The organism is Siphonobacter sp. SORGH_AS_0500 (genome assembly GCF_031453245.1).
GTDB lineage: Bacteria > Bacteroidota > Bacteroidia > Cytophagales > Spirosomataceae > Siphonobacter.
This window is the reverse complement of sequence record NZ_JAVIYT010000005.1, coordinates 93,277-116,052: the sequence shown is the minus strand read 5'-3', so window position 1 is coordinate 116,052 and position 22,776 is coordinate 93,277. Positions and strand designations below refer to the sequence as shown.

The following is a 22,776-nucleotide window of genomic DNA, read 5'->3' as shown; positions in this document are numbered from 1 at the left end:
CTTCCGGATCATTATCCTTCCGAAGGATCGGTTTATCTATCCATTCCTTATGAACCTTAAATTCCTATTCCTCAGTACCTTTTGGGTCGTAACCTGGGGTGCTGCCTTGGCTCAGCCTACGGTCAAAGAAGCCCCCAAAGGTTTTGATGTGGCCCGATCTGATATCGCTCACGGCAAACTGGATACCGTAAGCTATGATTCAAAAACGGTGGGCGTCAAGCGGAAAGCTTTGATCTATACGCCGCCCGGATACGCCAAAAACAAAAAATATCCCGTCCTGTATCTGTTGCATGGGATTGGCGGCGACGAGAAAGAGTGGCTAAACGGCGGCAAACCTCAGGTCATTCTGGATAACCTGTACGCCGAAAACAAACTCGAACCGATGATCGTCGTTATGCCTAATGGGCGGGCCATGAAAAATGACCGTCCGATTGGTAATATTTTCGATAAGGAAAAAGTAGAAGCGTTCAGTACCTTTGAGAAAGATCTACTGAACGATCTGATTCCCTTTGTCGAGAAAAAATACCCCGCTTTGAAGGACCGCGAACATCGGGCCATTGCGGGACTCTCGATGGGGGGCGGGCAATCGCTCAATTTCGGCTTGGGCAATCTGGACAAATTCGCCTGGGTCGGCGGCTTCTCTTCGGCCCCCAACACTAGAAAACCGGAAGAGCTGGTACCCAATCCGGAAGAAGCAAAAAAGAAACTAAAGCTGCTCTGGATTTCCTGCGGCGATAAAGACAACCTGATTACCTTCAGCAAACGCACGCACGACTATCTATTTGAGAAGCGGGTGCCGCACGTATACTACGTCGAACCGGGCGTACATGATTTCAAAGTCTGGAAAAACGGGCTGTACATGTTTTCCCAGTTTCTCTTCAAGCCCGTTGATGTAGCGTCCCTTTCCAAATACACGGTGCTGGGCACGTCGGCGACTACCAATATTCGTAACGCCTCGTATCCGCAGATTTTACCGGATAATCGGGTGGTGTTTCGGGTAAAAGCTCCCGAGGCTCAGAAAGTACAGGTAGACCTGGGCAAGAAGTATGATATGGTGAAAGATACCAGCGGATTCTGGACGGTGACGACGGATTCCGTAAGCCGGGGATTTCACTATTATTCCCTGCTGATTGATGGAGTGGCCGTAGCTGATCCGGCCAGCGAATCTTTTTACGGCATGAGCCGGATGGCAAGTGGTATCGAAATTCCGGACCCGGACGGCAGTTACTTCGCCCTGAAAGAAGTGCCGCACGGCGACATTCGGATGAAGCGGTATTTTTCACCCGTGACGAATAGCTGGCGGCGGGTTTACGTGTATGCTCCTCCGGGCTACGATAAGAATGCCGGCGAAACCTACCCGGTTCTGTACCTCTTGCACGGCGGTGGGGAAGATGAACGCGGCTGGGCGACCCAGGGTAAAACGGATCTGATTCTGGACAATCTGATTGCCGACCAACAGGCAAAACCCATGCTGGTTGTTATGCTGGACGGAAACGTGAGTATGGGCGGCGGACTGGCGGGCTTCAACGAAAATGTACTGAAAGCCTTCGAAAGTGAATTGAAGCAAGCGGTGATCCCCCTGATTGAAAGTAACTACCGCGTCAAAAAGGAGCCGGGTAACCGAGCCTTGGCGGGTTTGTCGATGGGCGGTCTTCAAACGCTGTACGCGGGCGTGAAAAATACCGATCTCTTTTCGTATCTGGGCGTATTCAGCTCGGGCTGGTTTGCCAACAATCCAACGCTCTCCGACCCGCAATATGCCTTCATGAAAACCAATGCTTCAACCATCAATACCAACCTGAAACAGCTCTGGATTTCGATGGGGGGCCCCGAAGACATTGCGTTCCAGAATTGTAAAATCATGCGACAAAAGTTCGATGAGCTAGGAATCAAGTATCAGTACAGCGAATACCCCGGCGGGCATACCTGGCCCGTCTGGCGGCACGATCTGTACTCGTTTGTTCCTTTGTTATTTAAGTAAAGTGCTGCCCCTCCAACCCCGAAAATTCGCTGCTTTTGACTTTTTATAAGGGTACTGGCAGTGAAAAGAAAAATCCACCTCACCGGGTGGATTTTTCTTTTTGTTAAAAAGCTGTCTAGGATATAGAATCGAAGATCAGGGCTTTTGAAACTTTGAGGGATAAGGCACCCACCTGCCTTATCATAGGAACGAGACGGAATGGATTTAAACTAAACCCCTTATCTGTCATCTCGAACGAAGTGAGAGACCTTGGGTGGAATGGGGCGGGTTTAGTCAAGTTAGCACCTGACCCAACAAGCTCGCAAAAGATCATAAGATTACTCGCTTTGCTCTGAATGACAGATGCTGATGATAATGTGATTATCATCAGCACTAAACTAGGCACCGCCTTGTCCCCGGATGAAATCCGGGGCTATTCATATTCAACCCCGCTGGGGTTGTTTTTATAATAGGTTTACAACCAATAACCCCGGAGGGGTTCAACACGGATAGCCCCGGATGAAATCCGGGGAAGCAAGCAAGTAAGCTCCTCCGCTTCGCTCTCGCTGACAGATCGCTGCATAAACTTTTATTTTTAGACAGTCGCTAGGATTTGCAAACTACTGATCCGTTCGGAACGGAGAGGCGGGTAAGCCTTCTTTATTGTAAAGATTGGCGTGAACCGGGTTGTCGGCCCAGGCATAACGAACGTACTGTGGATTAAGCACTTCATCGCTCCAGACTACTACTTGATCCCCCTCAATCCGGGCTTGTGCCCAGACAAACTTCTTGTCACTACCCGCAATCGCGAAGTCACCCAGGGGTTCGCCGTCAATGGCCTGCAAGCCACTTCCGACGTTCGTGAAGCTGAGTTTTATTTTATTTCCCTGTATCGTGGCCGACTGAAACAGCGGTCCGGAAGCGACTATATTTTCGTGATAAACTGTTTTTAGGGCCGTTCGGGCCAGGCGTTCGCCCACGTCTTTTTTGTTATCGGGGTGAATATCATTCCATTCCCCCAAGTCAATCGCCACGGCCATCGCCGTATTCGGCACCGAAAGAGCTTTCAGTTGAGCTTCCCGCATCAGGGCCCAGTTACTCTCGCCGGGCAGGTATTGGTAATCCATGTAGCCGGGCAGTTGTACGTACAAAAAGGGTAGCGATTCCTGTTGCCACAGCCGCCGCCAGTTTTGAATCAGGGCGGGTAACAGTTGAGCATACGCCTGTGGTTGTCCGGCATTACTTTCGCCCTGATACCAGCAAAACCCTTTGATTGCGTAGGGAATAAAGGGAGCAACCATGGCATTAAACAAAGCCGTCGGCTGATTCTGAGCATTCAGGCCTCCCTGGAACTCGCCCCGAGGCTGGGGCTTGAACACAGAGCCAACTTTATACTGCCACGTTCCTTTCAGTTCTACGGTATCGGTTCCGGCGAAAAGGCAGTAGGGTTTATCCGGTACGAAACCACCTTTGCCTCCGGTATTCGTTACCCGAACCACGATGGTGTTTTTCCCTGCCTTTAGTATGTTTGCGGGGACAGGATAACGTCGCTGGGGGTATTGATAAGCCGTTTTTGCAATCAGAATACCATTGATGTACAGCTCATCCGCATCGACAATCCGACCCAGAAAAACCTTGGCGGCTTTCCCCACCATCGTCGCCGGAAGTTCCAGCTCCCGCCGATACCAGACGATACCGTTCAGGTCTTTCACTCCCTGATCTTCCCAATAGCCGGGAACGTTGATGGGCCGCCAGCCTTTGGAGGAGTCATTGACCTCGTACCACTTCGGGGAGGCTTCCAGACCCGCATCGGTCGGGGCTTGCGGGGTCGTGACTCGCCGCATCAGGCTTTGAACGTAGGCTGTGTCTTTATTTTTTTGCAAAGTGGCGACTGCGTCGGGAAAGTTTCGCAACCCCTCTTCACTCATCCAGGCTTCAATGGGCGTGCCTCCCACGCTGGCATTGATGATACCAATCGGGACTTTATACTTTTCATGGAGTGTTTTCGCGAAAAAATAGGCAACTGCCGAAAAGGGCCGAACCTCCTCACCCACAGCGGCTTTCCATTGTCCCTGCGGCAACTCGGCCTGCGGGCTTTGAAGGTTGGTCAGCGTTGGTACCCAGAATTGCCGGATTTGGGGGTAATTAGCTGTTTTAATTTCCTGAGCGTAGGTAACATCATGAATATTTAATTGATGCACCATGTTACTCTGACCACTGCAAAACCAGACATCTCCCAGTAAAATATCCTGAATGGTAATCCGATTACTCCCGGCAATTTCCATCTGAAAAGGCCCACCAGCGGGTAGGGCGGGTAGGCCTATCTGCCATTTACGGTTCGATGATGTAGTGGTCTTATACGTTTTGTTTTGGAAACGTACGGTTACTTTTTCGCCGGGTTTGGCCCAGCCCCAAATCGTTAATGGAGTGTCCCGCTGGAGGATCATGCCGTCACTAATGAATTTCGGCAAACGAACCTGAGCGGAAAGCGAAAAGCCAATGAGAACAAGAAAATAAAAAAGGAAAGCTGATTTTTTCATGAAGGTATCGATGAACGAGAATGCTGGCGAGAGCAGCCAGATCACGGAAAGAGTATGGCTACTAAAATACAAGGTAGGCCCTGAGAATGCTAGAACTTTTCAGCTAAACTTTTGCTCAAAGTGTATAGGACTGTCTAAAATGTATAATTGTATAATCCTCATGCGAAGTATCGCTTCTGAAACCCTTTTCGACTGAGAACAGGAAAGCAAGATCAGTAGGTTTATTCGCTTTGGATGACAGGTTTGTAGGGTAACGGCAGGTGAGAACCTGCCTCATTGAAGGAACGAGATGGAACCTCGCACCAGTGGGTCATGTCAGTCTCTATGGTTTAAACCCAAAATCCCTAATAAAGCCGCCTACCTCACAGGTTCCCCAGTAGCGACGCGACTGTATCTGGGTAAGAGGCGGTTTTGGGTTACCTCTGTATTCCTTACCTACGCCGTGGTTGGTGCCTTACCAAACAATGTTTGCGTACAAAGTTTGCGTACAAACGACTGGGGACTGGTGAGACACCAGCCATGACGGAGAGAGTCAAAGGCGATACAGTCGCGTCTCCACTCTTTAAAAACCAAAAAGGCTTTTACTAGATTACAGAGTCTCCCACAGTCGCCGGCTCTAGCGGAGCGACTGCGAGAAAATGAAAGGACAAATCCATAGACTTCAGTCCCACCGATGCCAGCTTTTTCGCTGGCATCATTCAGCTAACATCCAATTGTTGATATCCATTCCGCAGTCACTCGGCTAGAGCCGAGCGACTGCGGGAACGACTCGGAGGCATCAGTAAGGTCCTCCGTTCTGCTTGACAGATTGAAATAGAAAATTTTTTAACGAATAGGATATGATGATGAAAAGGCAAATTATATCACTTAAAATAATGATCGATGAGTCATGTATATTTTTCAATTAAATCTTCATGATTCAGATTGCTCCTAAGAGATATATTAATAAAAGTGATGAATGTTGCTTTAAAATAATAAATTGTTATATCTGGTTTTACAAGAGTGGTTATGAGGTTTTGCTCATTACATTTATTGATTATAAGAAAATGTAATGGATATTAAAAATATATAATTATATACTATGATAGCATCGAATTTTACATTCTTTAAATGCTCATTCATGCTTTGTAATTTTTAGTATATTTGAAGAATTTCTGCCGTGGAACAGGTAATTAATAAAATAATTTAAAAATGAGAGAAGCGTTTGTGGCTTATTACCGAGTCTCCACTCAAAAGCAGGGAAGGTCCGGGTTAGGACTTGAAGCCCAGAAGCAGGCCGTTGAAAATTTTGTGACTTCCAGAGGGGAGGTGCTTACCAGCTTTACCGACATCGAATCCGGAAAGAAAAATGAACGGCCCCAACTACAGGCCGCCATCGCCCACTGTAAATCTAATGGAGCCACCTTACTCATCGCGAAACTGGATCGATTGACTCGTAATGTAGCCTTTGTCTTTACCCTTCGGGATTCGGGGGTGAACTTCGTGTGTTGCGACATGCCAGAAGCCAATACCCTCACCATTGGTATCCTGGCTACCATGGCTCAGCACGAGCGAGAGCTGATTGCAGATCGAACGAAAAAAGCTTTGGCCGAAAAGAAAAAAAGGGGTTTTACTTTAGGTACTCCGGCTAACTTAACGGAACAAGCTAAACGCAAAGGAACACTCCATACGCAATTGAATGCCCAGGCCGATCAAAACAACCGCCGGGCCGGAGCGTTCGCGAAGAAACTACGGGATTTTGGGTATAGCTGGGCCGAAATTGCTCGCCAACTTAATGCGAATGGATTTACTACTCGTAAGGGGGGAAGCTTTCAGATTGTGCAGGTTCAGCGGGTTGTTAAACTATTTAAATAACTCATTAATTAGCTTATAATGGTGCATAGTAATGACGTAGACGATAGAGGAATTGACTTTGCTTTACATTTAGGTTAAGAGAAATATATCAATGTTTAATCGAAAACCATTTTAGAACTAATACTTATTTTTAGGAGATCATTATTTGACATGATACTATTTGTCGTATTTGACGATGATAAATGAGATTTGTAAAGATAGAAATTATGGATTAAAAGAATTAGCTGACTTGCTGATTACTATTTTTTATAAGATAATATTCTTATTGGAGTTATATCGGGAATTAACTTTAATAAATATAGAGCTTAATAATAATCGTGGATAGTTATAGGGTTAAATCAACTAGTATATGATTTTGAATTGGTATTGAATAAATTTTACTTACTATAGAGAATGCAGCAAGTCATTCCATTTTTTTAAATGACTTGCTACGTTTTATCTTACTACTTCTTCAATCCATGTAAAGTAGCATAACTAGATACGGTAAGGCGATGTACTCCAAGGATTCGTGCAATAGCACTGTACGAAAAGATTGCCGGTTCAGCAATCTCTTTATAAAAATATTCTGTTTTGCGATCCCCGAGTCTACCTGCTTCGAAATCAATAAACTTTTGAACCAATCGCTTGTTCTGGGCGAAGACTCGTTCAAAAATACTTCCATCAAAAATGAACCACTCGTAAATGTTGGAAGCAATTACGTGTTTAATTTCTATGTTCTTACCAGTGATGCGTTCCCGTAAATAATATAAATGTAGTTCCTAGAAAGCTTTCGTATTAAGCTTTCCAAGGCTTAACATTTCTGCCTTATTAGTGGGCTTTTTAATTTCCAGTATAACGCCTACTGAAGTGTGGGAAGAGTTTCCATTGTGAATGACTAAATCATTACGACCCTTCGTGTTGATATAATGGTTAGGCGAGTAATACGTGGCTTCTAAAAAACGAGAAACAATATTCTTATGAAACTCTTCAGATTCCAGCTCATGAACCTGATCTAGCACTTGGATCAGGTTCTTTTTGAATTTTTTAATATCAATTCGATTAGGCTTAACTTTTAGAAAGGCTTTGTTAATTACCTGGCGGGGTTTCAGTAAAGAAAAACTCATAATCGTTGATTTCTATTGGTGTGGATTTGGTCAATTATAAAGTCAACCAAAATAAGAAATATAATCAATGATTAGATCTATTTTATATTTAATATTAACCTGAGCTATAAGGGTTAACTTAAAAATATATTACTTTCTACTTACGAATGAGTGAAGTTCTCTATGGATAGAAGGATGAACGATACTCGACGTTGTTCCGAGTAGGCTAAATGAGAACTGACCCACTCGTCGATATACCGATGAGAAATAAGTTGTTTGAACTCTTCTACGAGATAGGTCCGAATTGTTCCGGTGGTTTGAGCAAGCTCTGCCCAGATTGTATTTCTGTTATTGAGTAGGTAAATTATATCTTCAAAATCTGTACTTAGCCTTCCATCGTTTCCTCCCCGGCTTTTGAAAGCTTCTAGCTTTGTAGCTAAGAAATAAACCGGATGGAAAATACGGATAGTAATGCCTTCATCAATAGAAACATGGATTGCTTGCTTGAAGCCTTCCGCGTACCATCTATTGCTAAAACCTAGTATTGCCCCAGATGTAGGCATAACGTCTACTACTATTCCTTGTATTTTATAACGGCATATAACGCCCGATTCCGTATCATGAACAAACCTTTTTTTGCGAAGCTTTTCTTCAATAGTAGCATATTCATTGTAATGAGCTAGCTCAATCAGAATGTCTACATCATTGGTTGGGCGAATTTCTTCTGCTGGACGATCTTTGTAAAGAGAAACGGTTGCTCCTCCCACAAAAAGTACTTCATCCCCTAACTCCTCCAGAGCCAAGTAGACCGCTTTGATTCTCGTTATATTTTGTTGATGGCTCATAAAATGGACTTTTCTAATTCTTCTTTAGCAATGAGTATTTCTCTGGCTTGGCCAACTCTGAGAATATCAATGCTGGCTAACATTTTGTAGAATATCTCGTCCTTTTGAATGGCAGCAGGAACTCCAGGGTATAAGGGTTTGATGGCTTGCCCCCTGGTATCTCCGTCCTCATAAGGCCAGACCAGCTCTTGGCTGCTTATTAATTTTTCTCTAAAATAAGGATGAGAGTGGGCAGTTTTTATTCCAGTAACTAGAGAGCCAGGATTGACGGGGAAGGTATAGGGAAGTCCAAATTGTAAAAACTCGTATAAACGTTGCCTGAATACCTTTTTTCGGTCTTCCTGATAAAGTCCTGAAAATGCACTTCTTCTTAAAGACTGAGATATCTCAGACAAGCTAATATCTAAAGCAACGCTTAAATCACGATATTGCCAGGGCTTGTTCTCGTTGGAGAGTAGTACTATCTTCAGGAGAATAGCAATATCGTGCGGTCTCATACCCTTGTGATCATTCATGATTCAAATATAGTACTTGTTTGCTGTTTGCAAATCGCGAACAGCAAACAAGTACTATATTTTTATATATCCAAAATAAAAAGCAATTAAGGCAAAGGGCTTAAACTTCAACTATTTTGAGCGGTCGTCATGTAAATTCTTAGATTCGGATACTAGTACTTAATGTATGGTATAAACTACATAGGTATCCTCTTGCCCCCTGCCTGTTTACTAAGGTCTGCGGCTTGCATAAACGTAAAAATTTCCAGGGTTTGTTCGGGCGTTACCGGAGCTTTTCCGGTTTTAAAAAATTGAATGATTTCATCAATTAGAGGTCGATAGCCACTGAATGGGCCTAAGGTAGCGATGCCTTTTTCTCCGAAGGCTGTTCCGGCGATGGAGGCAGTCCCTTTGCGAATGCCCCGAACGGTTCCAATTCTTCCGTCACTCCAAACGCCCGTGATTAAATCAGTGTCCGGTTCGTGTATTCTGCTCACGCTTTTACAGCCCGAACCCATCAGGGTAAAGAGCATTTCAACGCCGTGAATGCCGTACCAGGCCATATCCAAATGGTTCTTGTCAATCTCGGCGGGGGTATACACATCCGCTCCCAGCACTTTACCTATCGTCCCTTTCACTACCTGTTGGACACTCGGCTCAAAGCGTAAAGCCGAGGAAGAAAACACCGGCGTTTGGTAATCCGAAGCTGCTTTGAAAATGGCCTGGGCACCGGCCAGGTTGGGAGCAATGGGTTTATCGATAAATACGGGTTTTCGGGTCTTCAGAACGGGTAATAGCTGAGAGAGGTGCGGCCTACCGTCGTTGGTTTCCAGCAGTACATAATCTACTTTCTCAAGTAAGGCTTCAATGGAATCGACTAATTCGACGCCTAACTTTTTAACGCCTTCGATGACTCCCGGCTTAAGCTTTAGGGCCGAGGGTATATCCTTGCTACCTTCAGGATAAGCGGCTACGACTTTAAAGCCATCATACGAACCTTCATTAATCAACTTTGTAAAGATTTGACTGTGAGAGGTATCTAGCCCAATAATTCCGATACGGTTCGCCTCTGGTGGGGACGTTTTGTGGAAAAGAAAAGGCAGGCTGCAACCGGCAAGTGTACTGGTTTCGAGAAACTTTCGTCGGGTTAACATGAATGGTGAATGAATCTTTAGAAGTGAAAGTATAGTGAAAATCTGGAGCTTTAAATGTGATCTGAATCTGCCCTGTCAGTTGAATTTTTGGATTCATTTGAGCCGTCGTCAGGTGGAATTTCACGGAAGAAAAGCGAGATTAAAAGCGTTTCTGTTAGCACAAAAACATAATTCTGATTACATTGCTTTGTTTCTTTTTGAAAAGGATGGAGTCAGATCTACGGATCGAAAGACACGTTCTGATGGAACGGAACTTCCCGTTCCGATCAGCTTATTGAATGAATAATTACGATGACTAAACTAGTCGAGTCACCCAAAGCTTCCAGTAAAAGTTTCGATCCTAAACGTAGCATTCTGAGTTATTTTGCTAATGTTGGTAATGCCATCATTCCTGAGCTAGGGAAGGAATTATCCATTAGTGTGCCCAAGGTTACTTCGGTTGTCAATGAATTGATAGCGGAAGGGCTGGTGCAGGATTATGGCAAAATTGAATCGTCGGGTGGTCGGAAGCCTAACCTGTATGGGGTGGTTCCTCATTCGGCGTTTTTTCTGGGGGTGGATGTAAAGCAGACGCATATCAACATAGGCTTACTGGACTTGCAGAAAAACCTGCTGAAAGTAACGGAACACCTTCCCTTTGTTCTGGATAACACGCAGGTATCCCTGGATACGTTGTGTGAGCATATCAATGCATTCATCGAAGAGTTAACCGTGCCACGGACGAAAATTTTAGGCATTGGCATTAATCTCTCGGGCCGCATTAATTACGAAACGGGTTACAGTTATAGCTTTTACTTCTTCGAAGAACGTCCGCTGAGTGAGGTCATTGAGAAAAAAGTAGGAATCAAAGTTTTTCTGGAAAATGACTCACGGGCTATGGCCTACGGGGAATTTTGTACGGGCGTAGTAGACCGGGAACAGAACGTATTTTTTCTCAACCTGGATTACGGCATTGGCGTGGGCATACTCATTGAAGGCCAGTTGTATTACGGCAAATCTGGTTATGCGGGCGAACTCGGACACGTGCCTATTTTTGATAACGAAATTATCTGTCATTGTGGTAAAAAAGGGTGTCTGGAAACCGAAGCTTCGGGTTGGGCTTTAACCCGCATGTTTCGGGAAAAACTCAATGAAGGATCAACCTCGGTGCTGACCCGCAAGGGATTATCGCCGGATCAAATTCAGATGCAGGACATCATCGCCGCAGCCCTCAACGACGATGTATTAGCCATTGAACTCATTGCCAAACTCGGCGAAAACGTGGGTCGGGGCATTGCTTTCCTTATTAATGTGTTTAATCCTGAGTTAGTGATTCTGGGCGGCAGTCTGGCTCAGACGCAGGAATACATTCAGTTACCCGTTAAAACTGCTCTGAATAAATATTCCTTAAGTCTGGTGAATAAAGACACGGAGGTAAAGATGTCCAGTCTGGGCGAGCACGCCGGAATTATCGGGGCCTGTCTGCTGGTAAGGGATCGCGTTCTTTCGCTTATCTAAGCTCTCCTTATTAGTCATCCCGAATAACTTGCTTTGGTATTATCTTCCTGATGGAGAGAGCGTTGTTCGTCCGCGACAAAGTCGCGGATGGCTGAGAAAGGCGTCTGTGACACTCAGTATTACCAACGCTTTTTTCGGGTAACGCTGATGAACCGTAAACGCCCTCAACGATCATCTTTAACAAATAGAGAGACAAGTGAAGGTTGTCTCTCTATTTTAGTAAAACTAGCTTCTCAGGTCTGGCTTACTTGGTAGATACGGAGCGGGAAGGTTCCATGTATACCCAGTCTACGTAGAACAGTTCCTTTTTCGGTGCAGCCTGCGGATTGACAAACACGAAGTACAGGTCATGGAAACCCTTCGTTGGCTTTACCTGAGCTAGCATTTCCTTCCATTCGGGTCGGGAAGAGCCCGCCGCTGGTACGGTTAAACTGCTTACCAATGGCCCCTGCGGGCTATCGAGCCGCAACTCAATGGTGCCGCCAGGTGCCTGACTCTGAATCCGATATTTAAGTTGCTGAATCCCATTAAGATCCAATTGATTGAAAACCACATAGGTCTGATGGTAAATCTTGCGAATGTAAGAGACAAAATCCGTGCTGGCCGTAGCAATAATCACGCCGACATTACCCCGGTCATTATCTTCCATCTGAAGCAGTGGATTTCTCAGGAGCAGATGCTTCCGAGTGGTAAGGGCTTCAATCCCATGAGCTCCCTGATCGGTATATTGAGCCAGGAAAACATACGCTCCTTCGGCGGATTTTCCTTCGTGTCCTGTCAAAGTAAGGCTACCATTCGAAGGAAGCTTTTTTTGCTCATCCCCCAGCGAAAGAATGTAACTGACCATTTCCTGAGCATCGGCTTTGGGTAGGTCAGGGTGAGGACTCATGGCATATTTACCCCAGACACCGCTACCACCCTTGATGACTTTTTCGGTAAGGGTTTCTAGCACTTTCGTTCCTTTATATTTTTGGGCAATTGCCTGCAAACTGGGGCCAATGGATGCGGAAGCCAAAGCATGGCATGATTTACAATCTGACGCTTCGAAAAGACTTTTCCCCTGGGCGTGAGCAGAAATCTGGTGCGTATTTCCGGTCAATACACTCGCAATATCTTTTCCGAAGGGTAAGTAGGTAAAAGAGATTTGCGTGCGTTTCGGATCAATCCGCTGGTCTTCCGGGTCTTTAATGCTGACCCGATAATCCAGTTTACGTTTATCCCAGTAAAAGCTCTGATTTTGAGCTGACTGAATCTGGACAGTAGGAGGAGTGTTACCTACTTTTACTTGAACGCTGGTCGTACTTTCCGCTCCTTTGGAATCGGTTACTGTTAGTAAAACAGGATGAATACCGACTTTCGTAAACACATGGGTCAGCTCTTTCCCCGGATAGGTTCTGGACCCCACCTTCCAGCTAAAACGCAGGCTGTCTTCGGGATCGTAGTCTTTAGAGTTGGCTGCTGAAAAGCTTACTTTCAAAGGGGCAGCTCCGACCGTCTGATTGGCCTGAATGTCAGCAATGGGTCGGCGATTACCTTCGGCGTATTCAATGCGGTAGAGTCCGGCATCCGCATTATTGGCAAACCAGTTGGTGCCGTAGGCAAGCAGGTAGATCGAACCATCCCGGTTAAACTGCATATCAATGGGAGCCACGTAGTTCAGATGGCTCAGGAAAGGCTCCATGCTTTGATAGTTACCCTTTTCGTCTAAAGTAACAGCCATAATCCAGCGACGAATCCAGTCGTAAATGAAGACCTTGCCTTCATAATAGGCGGGCAGACGATACGGAGCATTTTTAAATTCATCCTGGTAATAGACAGGTCCAGCCATGGCACTAGCTCCCCCTTTACCCACCATAGGCCAGCGTTTGGAAGGCCCTTTGCCGTACCAGATCAGAGCGGGCTGGGCGGGAGGAAGCTCTTTAAGACCTGTGTTATGAGGGGAGTTATTGACCGGATGGGCGGGGTCCTGTTTAGGGCCTTCTTTTTTGGTAGCAAAGTCGTATTTAGGGAAGGCTTCGTTGTTTCCCAGAAAATAAGGATACCCAAAAAAGCCCGGTTTGCGAGCCTGATTGATTTCGTCGTAACTCAACGTACCTTCTTCAGCGGGAACCTGGGTATCCGGGCCCACGTCACCCCAGTAAACAAATCCATTTTTGGGATCTACGGAAATGCGGAAGGGGTTTCGGCAACCCATGACGTAAATTTCAGGCCGACCTTTGGAGCCATCTTTGGGGAAAAGGTTACCATCGGGAATGCTGTAGGTTCCGTCGGCTTCGGGTTTAATACGAAGAATCTTCCCCCGTAAGTCATTACTATTGGCCGTAGAAGCCTGATCGTCCGACAGCTCGCGACCGGGACGTTCGTCGGTAGGGTTATGCCCCTCTATTTCCTCGGCATTGGTATTATCGCCCGTGGCTAAATACAACTCGCCCTGTTTTGAGAAAGTGAGGTAACCCGCTGAGTGACAGCAATATTTTCGCTGGGTAGGAATTTCAAGTAATACTTTTTTCGAAGCGGTAACAAGCTGATTATCCCGGAATTCATAGCGAGCGAGCTGACTTACCCAACGATCTCCCCCCACGCCGTAATACAGGTAAATCCAGTGGTTTTGTTCGTAATTCGGGTCAGCCGTAATGCCTAGAAAGCCATCTTCAATGCCGCTAAAGACATTCAAAGTGGCAATTTTAAGCAGTTGTTTCTGGGAGGCGTCGTATTTTCTAAGGCCGCCTTTTCGCTCGGCAATCAGGACATCGTTATTCGGTAATATCGCCATGCCCATCGGCTCATCCAAGCCCTGAACGAGAGGAATGGACGTAAACCTGCTGCTGTCAGGTTGAGCCTGAAACGCGGTTTTTTTCGAAAAAGTATAGCTGGTCAAGCAACCCAGTATACCCAGAACTAGCACTGGAATTTTCATAAAGCAAACGAATAAAGAGGTTAATAAACCTGGATTATTTAGCCCGTTTTTCCAGGTCGGCTAAGGAAACTTCCAGGAGCCTGGCCAGCGGTTTACCCGCCCGGTACGCCAGTACCTTGATCCGGTCAGAACCTTTGGGAAAGAGGAATGGCTGCGTATACAAAGGAGCGTAAGAGTCTGGTAACGTGTTATCCGTCGTATAGTAAAGTTGAGTTTCCGGGATCTCGTGTTCCAGTACAATCTCCAGCGAACCCGAAGGATGTTTCTGAACGCTTACGAAAGGATTATACACACTGCGGGCATAGTTAACGCCCTGTTCATCGAAACGCTTGAAATGATTTTCTACCCGGCTTAGAAATTCCGGGAAATCTCTTTTTCTGCGGGGCGACCATAAAATTTCAGCGATGGCAAAAGCCCGGGGCCAGGTCATGTATTCCACGTGCCGGGCGTGGGGGACGTTTTCCGTCCACAAATTCCCCTGACCTCCCAATACCAGAGCCGCATCTACACTATCGGGCAGCGGTTCCAGCGTATACGTAGTGGATAGCTTCGCATTTCCGTAGGAAGCCGGTTCTGCGGCAGGATCGCCCTGGTACAAATCCAGGTAAGAGAACTGGAAGGGAGTCATAATAACCGGGTGATTTTGCTTCGCCGCTTCAATCCCCCCGCGTAAGCCATGCCAGCTCATAACCGTAGCATCGGGAGCGAGTCCGCCCTCCAGAATTTCATCCCAGCCGATGAGTTTTTTACCCTTGGACTGCACGATTTTCTCAACCCGTTTGATGAAATAACTCTGTAATTCCTCCACGTTTTTAAGTTGATGCGTTTGCATGGTTTGCCGGCAGCTTTCGCATTTTTCCCAGAAACCCTTGTACGCTTCGTCGCCTCCCACGTGGATGTAGGGAGCGGGGAAAAGCTGAGCTACTTCCGTAAAGACCTGATCAATAAAAGCGTAAGTGCTTTCATTACAGGGATTTAAAGTGTTGTCCTTCAACTTATAAAATTTACCGTTGGGGGGGACTTCGGCAGGGGCTTGTTCACAGGTCAGGTGCGGGTAGGCGGCAATGGCCGACATGATATGACCAGGCATGTCTATTTCAGGAATAACCGTGATGTGTCTTTGCTGAGCGTAGGCCACCACCTCCCTGATGTCTTCCTGGGTATAAAATCCGCCGTAGGAAGGCACTTCTCCCGGTTCAGGGTTGGCAATGTCCCACCAGCGACCCGTTCGGGGCACTCGCCAGGCTCCTACCTGCGTCAGCTTGGGAAGACTCTTGATTTCGATTCGCCAGCCCTGGTCGTCGGTTAAATGCCAGTGAAAGACATTGAACTTGTAACGGGCCATCTGATCAATGTATCGCTTCACAAAAGCCTTATCAAAGAAATGGCGGCTCACGTCCAGCATAAGCCCCCGCCAGCCAAACCGGGGTTGATCCCGGATGTGTAAAGCCGGAACAGGGTAGGACGAAGCGGTGTACGAAACGGGCAGTAATTGACGCAGGGTTTGTAAGCCGTAAAAAAGCCCCGCCATTTGCGTAGCCTTCAGCGTAAGGCTTTTAGGGCTGATGTGAAGGTCGTACCCTTCACGACCCAAGGTCAGATTCGGGGTAATCTCAAATAAAACGGTTGCTCCTGCGGGAGAAGAGGCTGATTTCAGAAAAGGGAGTTGCTCCTGAATCAACGCTCGTACTTCGGGGTTACTGGCGTAAAATCGTGTCTGAGTACTCAGCGTAAAAGTACCCGAACCCATCTCAAGGCTTTCAGGTACAGGAATCAGAGCGGGCGTCTGCCCTTTTCCGAGCCCAGGGAAAAACAATAAGCAAAAAAAGAGAAAGCGAAAGTACATAGGTTTAGAGTTAAGAGCCTGCAAAGCCCGGTTAAGCAGGCCACTGGGTTTCAATGCCCTGGGAGCGAACGGTCTTTTGAAATTCTTCAAGCAATGAAGATTTTTCGTACACCGCCCTGGGTATCACCTGTTTTTGACGGGCAAAGGCTACCAGCATACCTACGGCTTCGCCAATGCTCCATTCCACGGGATGCAGTCGGTAACAGCCATTGGTAATGTGAGTGGTGCCAATGTTTTTATTGGCGGGCAGGAGGTTACGAACCCGCTGTGGAATCAAGGCTCCGAGCGGAATCTGAAAGGGCAGCGAGCCAAAGTCAATGTAGTTATTCTGGGCCGTGCTGGGATGCAGGTCGATGTGATAATATCCTACGCCCACACTGTCTTTAAAGGGGGCGGCCAGCGTTTCTTTTTTACCCGTAACCTGGGCTCTCTGTTCGGCTCCCACGTGTTCTTCCCGAATGGTAAAGGCTGCTTTAATCCGTCGGGATTCGCGGATGTACGGATACTTGGCAAGTCCATCTTCCGTGCCCATAATATCCTCCCGGAGCCGGAGTCCCGCCCAGCCCGCTCCGCCGTCGGGGCGAGGAGCTTCGGTTTGCAACCAATACAACAGGGAAAGGCTTAACTGTTTGGCCCGATTGACGTGGTGCGTAAAATCTTTTTCACTGGCACCAATCAGGTTACCCAGGGTGTAATCATTCTGGGGCCAGTTGACGAGGGTAATGTCTCCGGGAAAAAATCCGGCTTTAAAATTGGCCTTGTTAATGATCCTCCGGTAATTCCACAAGTTCAGTTTATCGCCCGTAGCAATCCCTTCTGGATGAAAGCCTAAAGCTTTGGGGACCAGCGTTTTCGGATTGGAGTACGATAGATCGAGCAATTTCCCCGACCAGGCTGGCGTAAATTTAGGCGTGTAATTGGACCAGAAACTGTACTCTTTGGGTTTGTCAATGACAAAATTGGATCCGGGAATGTAATCCAAAGCCATGCACATGGTGAAGGCCTGAACGTTATTGGGGTCGGCTTTTTCGGGGGCATGTAACTCGTTGGTTTCTTTTCTGGATTCCGCTCCGGTAACGAATTCCGTTCGGGTCAGAGGTAATAAATCACCCAGTTCAGTTGCATCCACAAAATAAGGAGCCGTCAGAACCACCGTGGTACCCGTGGGGCGGTGGATGGCTTTCAGAGCTTTTACTTCATCGCCCTTCACGTCAGCTGCCGTTACCTTATAATTCAAAAGAATGCGTAATTGTCGGGAACTGAGGTAAGGGTTTAGCATCTGCTCCAAAACGGCCAGAGCTACCTTAGGTTCATGGCAAATTTTAGAAACGGTTCCATCGCCTGGATTGAAATACGTGCGGGATTTAGCGGCCTCCGTTAATGGATAAAACTGTTGATAATAGCGACGCATGGAGGTTCTGAATTCGCGGTACAGGCGAGTTGCTCCGTGCGTTTCAATCCAGTCGTGTTCATCGGGAGGAACGCCCTGTTGGGTTACCTGTCCGCCAATCCAGTCGGTTTCTTCGGTGAGAATAACCGTCTGCTGATTTCGTAAAGCCGCTAAAGCTGCGGCACAGCCACCCAGGCCTCCTCCGGCAATGACAACATCGGCGGTGTATTCCTGACCGCTGGCCTTTGAAAAAGAAGCGGCTTGCCCCGACAGGGGAAAGGCCAGAGCGGAGGAAGCCATTAAGCCCCCACTGCCCAGGGACAAACGCTCGATAAAATGACGACGATTCATACGTAATTATAAAAAAGAAGCTTCCCCCAGCTAAATCTTATCTGGGGGAAGGAAAATTTACCAATTAGGATTCTGCGTAAGCTTCGGATTAATATCTCGTTCGGTCTGAGGAACGGGTAATAGTTCCAATCGGGGATACCAGTACCGTTGTTCCCGCATGAACCGTTGGGATTCGCTGTTGTTATAAACGGGAATGTTATTCAGATCATGAGCCGCGGAGCTGGTGAACGTAGGAGGAGCGGCAAGGGTGGTTGCCGTTTTAGGAACGCCCACAATCTTCTGCGGCATGACCAGCTCTCCGATTCCGTACCGACGAATGTCAAACCAGCGGAAGCCTTCCATGGCCAGCTCGGCTACCCGTTCCCGACGAATGAGCTGACGCAGTTTCGTGGGACTGGTTCGAACGTCTGCTTCTACCACGGGCTGTTTGGCTCGCTGCCGGACTTGATTGATCGCATTGATTACGGAATCATCCACCTGATTTAACTCGATTTTAGCTTCAGCGTACATCAGAAGAATTTCAGCGTATCGCATCAGAATAAAGCCTACCCGCGAAGTAAAGGCATTTTCTTCGGTTAAGGTATACTTGGCGTGCAGCAAACCTACTCCACTTTTGCCAGGACCAAAGGCATTATCAAAATCGGCATTGGTGCGGGTAATCCAGCTACCGTCCGTATTTCGAAACGAGGTGGTATTCTGATAAATGGTGTAAACCAGCGTCTGCAAATTCATGCGGATGGTATCACCGGGCAAGGCTACCGTATACTTTAAACGAAGGTCGCGGTTACGGCTGGGTTTGCTGGGGTCATAAACCGTAGATTCATCAATCCGTTTGCCATCTTTGGCTTCAAACATATCGACGAGTCTTTGTTGGGGGAATCGTCCCGATTGCCCGCCCGCTGACCGGGAGATACTGCCCAGCGGCAGGTACGTAATCGAATTGGCATCGGCTTCCGAGTGCAGGACATGAAACATGATTTCTTTGCCCGCATTACTGAGTTGTCCGGTTCTGGTGAATAAATCCCCAAAGTTTGGATTTAGACTCAATCCTGCTCCGTCGATGATTTGTTTGGAAGCATTCGCCGCAACCTGGTATTCTTTATTATACAAAGCGGTGCGAGCTTTCAAGCCCAGAGCAACCGCCTTACTAACCCGTCCGTAGTCCGCTGGGGCCCAGGCCAGAACGCTACTTGCTGCGTCGAGTTCATCGTAAATAAATTTGATGATCTCGGCTTTTGATGTTCGGGTTTGTGTGTAAAATTCTTCTGGCGATAAAGGTTTCGTGAGTAAGGGAGCATCGCCAAACATGAAAGCGAGGTAAAAGTAAGCATAGGCCCGTAAGACCCGGGCTTCGGCCTGCAAGCGGTTATACGTAGCCGCCGGAACATTCCCTTTCCCTTTTTCCATGCCTTCAATCATCGTGTTCGCTCGTTGAATGGTCGCATAGGCAAAGGTCCAGATGTTTTGGGCGTGAGCGTTGTACACATCAATATTGCCTTCGCCTAAATCAAGTCCACGCAGCAGGGCTAAATCCGTCCAACCATCCATCATGGACTGATAGGGCGTGTTTCCCGTATTCCAGTAGGCCGAACGGTATAGGGCTGTTAAGGCTCCGTTCATTTCGTTCTGGTTATTGAAAAACTCACCCGTAGCCGGGGCATCCAAGGGGGCCTGGGCTAAGTAATCTTTGCAACCCGAAAACAGGGTCATCGATACGCAAAGGCTTAGTATAGAGAGGAATCTGTATTTCATGAGGGTTAAAAATTAAGATTTAAACCGACGGTGTAGGTACGCATGATGGGGTAAAACTCACCACCCGTATCCCGTTGTTCAGGATCGAAACCGGGGAAGAAGTTAGTCCAGGTAATCAGGTTCTGGCCGCTGAGGTAAATACGAGCCGATTTGATTCGAGCCTTATTGGTAAAGCCCGTAGGCAGGGTATAGCCTACCACCATATTTTTGAGACGTAAGTAAGCCGCCGAACGTACCCAGAAAGAGGAGGTTACGTAGTTGTTCGGCATACTGTTAACGGTCAGACGCGGATAGGCAGCATTGGTGTTGTCAGACGACCAGGAATCTTTCTGATACTCAAACATGGTCCCCTGGAAGTTGGAGGAGAAGAACGGGCGGGCCGCCGTTCCCGACAGGTAATTGTCCTTTTTTCCTACACCCTGAAGGAAAACGGTAAAGTCAAATCCTTTATACTGGCCGGAGAGGTTAAGACTGTATTCGTAGCGTGGGAAGTAGTTACCCAGGATGGTGCGATCATACCCATCGATTTTTCCGTCTGGCTTGCCCTCGGGGCCGCTGATGTCCCGGTAGCGAATATCACCGGGAGCGGTGTTGCCGTAATGGAAAGGGGCATTTTTTACTTCTTCTGCCGTCTGGAAAAACCCATCCGCCAGATAGCCGTAATACGAATCCAGAGCAGAGCCTTCCTGCTGAATGGTAGCTCCGTTGATGATAGGTTTACCGCCATTGCGTAACAGCGTATTTTTGACATCCGAAGCATTCAATTGAACCTGATAACTAAAAGCTCCGACTTTATCACGCCAGCCTAGTCCTAGCTCCCAGCCTTTGTTTCGCATAGAACCGGAGTTTACAAACGGAGCGGTTAAGCCCACATACGAAGGAATGGGGACCAACTGAAGCATATCGACAATATCCCGCTGGAAGAAATCAGCCGTCAGGTTGAGTCGGTTTTTGAGCAGACTCATGTCAAAACCCAGATCCAGAATCCGGGAGGTTTCCCAGCGAATTCCTGCATTAGCCGCGTTCGTAAGAGCATAACCGGGCACGACGACATTACCGAAGTAGTAGTTATAAGCCGTTCCCGAATTAAATAAAGCGTAGGTCGGGTAATAGTCTGCTACCCCGCCACGAATCAGATTTTGGTTACCCAGAGATCCGTACGAAGCCCGGATTTTGGCTTCGCTAATGGTAGAGCGAAGACTTTCCCAGAAGGATTCCTGAGAAATCCGCCAGCCACCAGAGACGGAAGGGAAGAGCTTCCACCAGTTGTTTTCCCGGAAACGGGAAGAGGCATCCCAGCGGCCATTGACTTCCAGCAGGTAACGCTCGTCGTAGGTATAATTCAGTCGAGCGTAAGCCGACACCATGGAAAAGCGGCTTTCGCCTCCGTTCAGCGTCTGTCCTAACTGATCGCCACTACTTAGGTAAGGACGGTCGGGCGAGAGTAAATTCTGACGGAAGGTGTTAATAAAGCTCGTTTTGAAATCTTCCGTGCTGAAGCCCGCCAGACCCGTAAAGGCGTGTTTACCCAGGGCTTTGGTGTACGTGGCCTGGGCCCGGAACAGATTTTGGGTATTCTGGGAAATGTTATCGGAGAGCGAGTTAAGAGCAGGCCACGAGCGTTGATAAATCATGGTATTATTAGCCACGTCCGCTGAATAGATGTCGTACTGATCGACGAAATTGCGAGCCCGATTGGTGTAATAGTTCGAGCTGTAGGTGGCTAGTAATTCCAGCCCTTCGATAGGGGTATAGGTAAGGGTTCCTTTGATGATGCGGGAATCCGTTAGGCTACGGTCAAAACCACCGTCCTGGGCCTTGGCGGCAGGGTTAGAGTTAGCCCAGCCTTCGCCCCACTGTCCGGTATCGAAACGGCCTGGGGTAATGGCGGGAAGCCCAATCATCTCACGAATCAGGTACTGAGGGGAAGATTGTCCCGGCCAGAGTCGGTTGGAATTATTTAATACCAGATCCACCGAGGCATTCAGCTTTTTCGTGATACTGATATCCGTGTTAAAGCGAAGGTCTAGGCGTTTGTAATTGGTGTTCGCCGTGAGCCCGTTTTGATTTAAAAAACTGCCCGAAGCAAAGGTTTTAATGCGATCACCACCCACGGAGAGGGTGAGGCTGTGGTTTTGCATCAGCCCGGAATTGGTCAGCACCAGTTTTTGCCAGTCGGTGTTGAAAATGGTTTTATTATCCGGGCCTGTGTTCTGGTAAGCCGCAATTTGCTGGGTAAAAGTGGCGGGAAGTCCGCTGTTAGCCTGGGCTACATCCCAGTACATCATGTGTTCCAGAGCACTTACTTTCTTCGGTAAATCCGTAGGACTTTGCTTCAAAGCGTAGCTATTATAGCTGATGTTAACCCCTTTGGCTCCGCGTTTGGTCGTGACCAAGACCACCCCATTGGCGGCTCGGGAACCGTAAACGGCGGCAGCGGCGGCATCCTTTAAAATGGAAATGCTGGCGATGTTATTCGGATCAATGGCATCCAGACTCATCTCCACGTTGTCCACCAAAATCAAAGGACTCTGACCCGCATTGATAGAGCCTACGCCCCGAATGCGAATGGTGCCAGCATCCCCTCCGGGTACGCCCGACTGCTGGGTAATGGTTACGCCGGGAGCGGCTCCCTGTAGGGCCAGGGAAGTAGAACCTACCTGACGATTGGTGAGGGTTTTGGGTTCAATAATGGCCACCGATCCGGTCAGATTGACCTTTTTCTGAGTGCCATAGCCCACCACGACTACCTCATTTAATTTTTTGGATTCTTCACTAAGCACCGCGTTATACTCCCCGGCTCCGTTGAAAGGAACTTCCTGCGTAGTGGTGCCGAGGTAAGAAAAGACCAGTATACCCGAAGAGCTACCGGGTCTGAGCGTGTAGCGTCCATCGGTGTCCGTGGTGGTACCTGTAGTAGTGTTTTTAACAACTACCGTTACTCCGGGTAGGGCCTCTCCATTATCCGCCGTTACCCTGCCTCTTACGATCAGACTTTGTGCTGAAAGTGTACATACTTGCATCAGCACCAGAAAAAAGGCTAGCAGCCATTCCCGGTGCCGGGATTGGGTAAAATTCATCATCGCATGAAGTA

General features: G+C 47.6%; 13 protein-coding genes. 3 read left to right on the top strand and 10 right to left on the bottom strand.

Going from position 1 to position 22,776, the window contains the following annotated elements; genetic code table 11:
- Positions 1-49 precede the first annotated feature (49 nt).
- Entirely contained in the window at positions 50-1,981 is a 1,932-nt protein-coding gene (locus tag QE357_RS21450) for an alpha/beta hydrolase-fold protein (RefSeq protein WP_309712221.1), read from the top strand.
- A 599-nt stretch (positions 1,982-2,580) separates the two neighbouring features.
- Here QE357_RS21450 and QE357_RS21445 read toward each other — a convergent pair.
- Positions 2,581-4,500, bottom strand: coding sequence for a sialate O-acetylesterase (locus QE357_RS21445; RefSeq protein ID WP_309712218.1), 1,920 nt, complete (start codon positions 4,498-4,500; stop codon positions 2,581-2,583).
- Between the two features lie 1,191 nt (positions 4,501-5,691).
- Between QE357_RS21445 and QE357_RS21440 the strand changes: the two genes are divergently transcribed.
- A complete protein-coding gene (locus QE357_RS21440) occupies positions 5,692-6,354 on the top strand; it encodes a recombinase family protein (RefSeq protein ID WP_309712215.1) in 663 nt (220 codons plus the stop codon).
- 758 nt (positions 6,355-7,112) lie between these two features.
- On the opposite strand, the gene QE357_RS21435 is transcribed toward QE357_RS21440, so the two are convergent.
- From QE357_RS21435 to QE357_RS21420, 4 genes are all read right to left on the bottom strand, one after another.
- Complete coding sequence (locus QE357_RS21435; protein ID WP_106638315.1) at positions 7,113-7,457, bottom strand: hypothetical protein; 345 nt, start codon at positions 7,455-7,457, stop codon at positions 7,113-7,115.
- Between the two features lie 140 nt (positions 7,458-7,597).
- Entirely contained in the window at positions 7,598-8,281 is a 684-nt protein-coding gene (locus tag QE357_RS21430) for a hypothetical protein (RefSeq protein ID WP_106638316.1), read from the bottom strand.
- Positions 8,278-8,796, bottom strand: a complete 519-nt coding sequence (locus QE357_RS21425; RefSeq protein WP_232793836.1) for a hypothetical protein — start codon at positions 8,794-8,796, stop codon at positions 8,278-8,280. Before QE357_RS21425 ends, QE357_RS21430 begins: the two co-directional genes overlap by 4 nt.
- A gap of 176 nt (positions 8,797-8,972) precedes the next feature.
- The gene (locus tag QE357_RS21420; protein WP_309712209.1) at positions 8,973-9,929 is read right to left on the bottom strand and encodes a Gfo/Idh/MocA family oxidoreductase; all 957 of its coding nucleotides are present in this window, start codon (positions 9,927-9,929) and stop codon (positions 8,973-8,975) included.
- 291 nt (positions 9,930-10,220) lie between these two features.
- On the opposite strand from QE357_RS21420, the gene QE357_RS21415 reads away from it, so the two are divergent.
- Complete coding sequence (locus QE357_RS21415; protein ID WP_307140651.1) at positions 10,221-11,426, top strand: ROK family protein; 1,206 nt, start codon at positions 10,221-10,223, stop codon at positions 11,424-11,426.
- Positions 11,427-11,670: 244 nt separating this feature from the next.
- Here the strand turns inward: QE357_RS21415 and QE357_RS21410 are convergent, their stop codons facing one another.
- Genes QE357_RS21410 through QE357_RS21390 form a run of 5 tightly spaced genes read right to left on the bottom strand, consistent with a single transcriptional unit; the run spans position 11,671 to position 22,765 of the window.
- Positions 11,671-14,343, bottom strand: coding sequence for a PQQ-dependent sugar dehydrogenase (locus tag QE357_RS21410; RefSeq protein WP_309712204.1), 2,673 nt, complete (start codon positions 14,341-14,343; stop codon positions 11,671-11,673).
- A gap of 34 nt (positions 14,344-14,377) precedes the next feature.
- On the bottom strand, positions 14,378-16,189 hold the full coding sequence (locus tag QE357_RS21405; protein ID WP_309712201.1) for a family 20 glycosylhydrolase: 1,812 nt from the start codon (positions 16,187-16,189) through the stop codon (positions 14,378-14,380).
- Positions 16,190-16,220: 31 nt separating this feature from the next.
- Positions 16,221-17,930, bottom strand: coding sequence for an FAD-dependent oxidoreductase (locus QE357_RS21400; RefSeq protein WP_309712198.1), 1,710 nt, complete (start codon positions 17,928-17,930; stop codon positions 16,221-16,223).
- A gap of 57 nt (positions 17,931-17,987) precedes the next feature.
- Positions 17,988-19,682 (bottom strand): RagB/SusD family nutrient uptake outer membrane protein, encoded by a 1,695-nt coding sequence (locus tag QE357_RS21395; protein WP_309712195.1) that lies wholly within the window; start codon positions 19,680-19,682, stop codon positions 17,988-17,990.
- A 5-nt stretch (positions 19,683-19,687) separates the two neighbouring features.
- The gene (locus QE357_RS21390) at positions 19,688-22,765 is read right to left on the bottom strand and encodes a TonB-dependent receptor (protein ID WP_309712192.1); all 3,078 of its coding nucleotides are present in this window, start codon (positions 22,763-22,765) and stop codon (positions 19,688-19,690) included.
- Between the last annotated feature and the right edge of the window lie 11 nt (positions 22,766-22,776).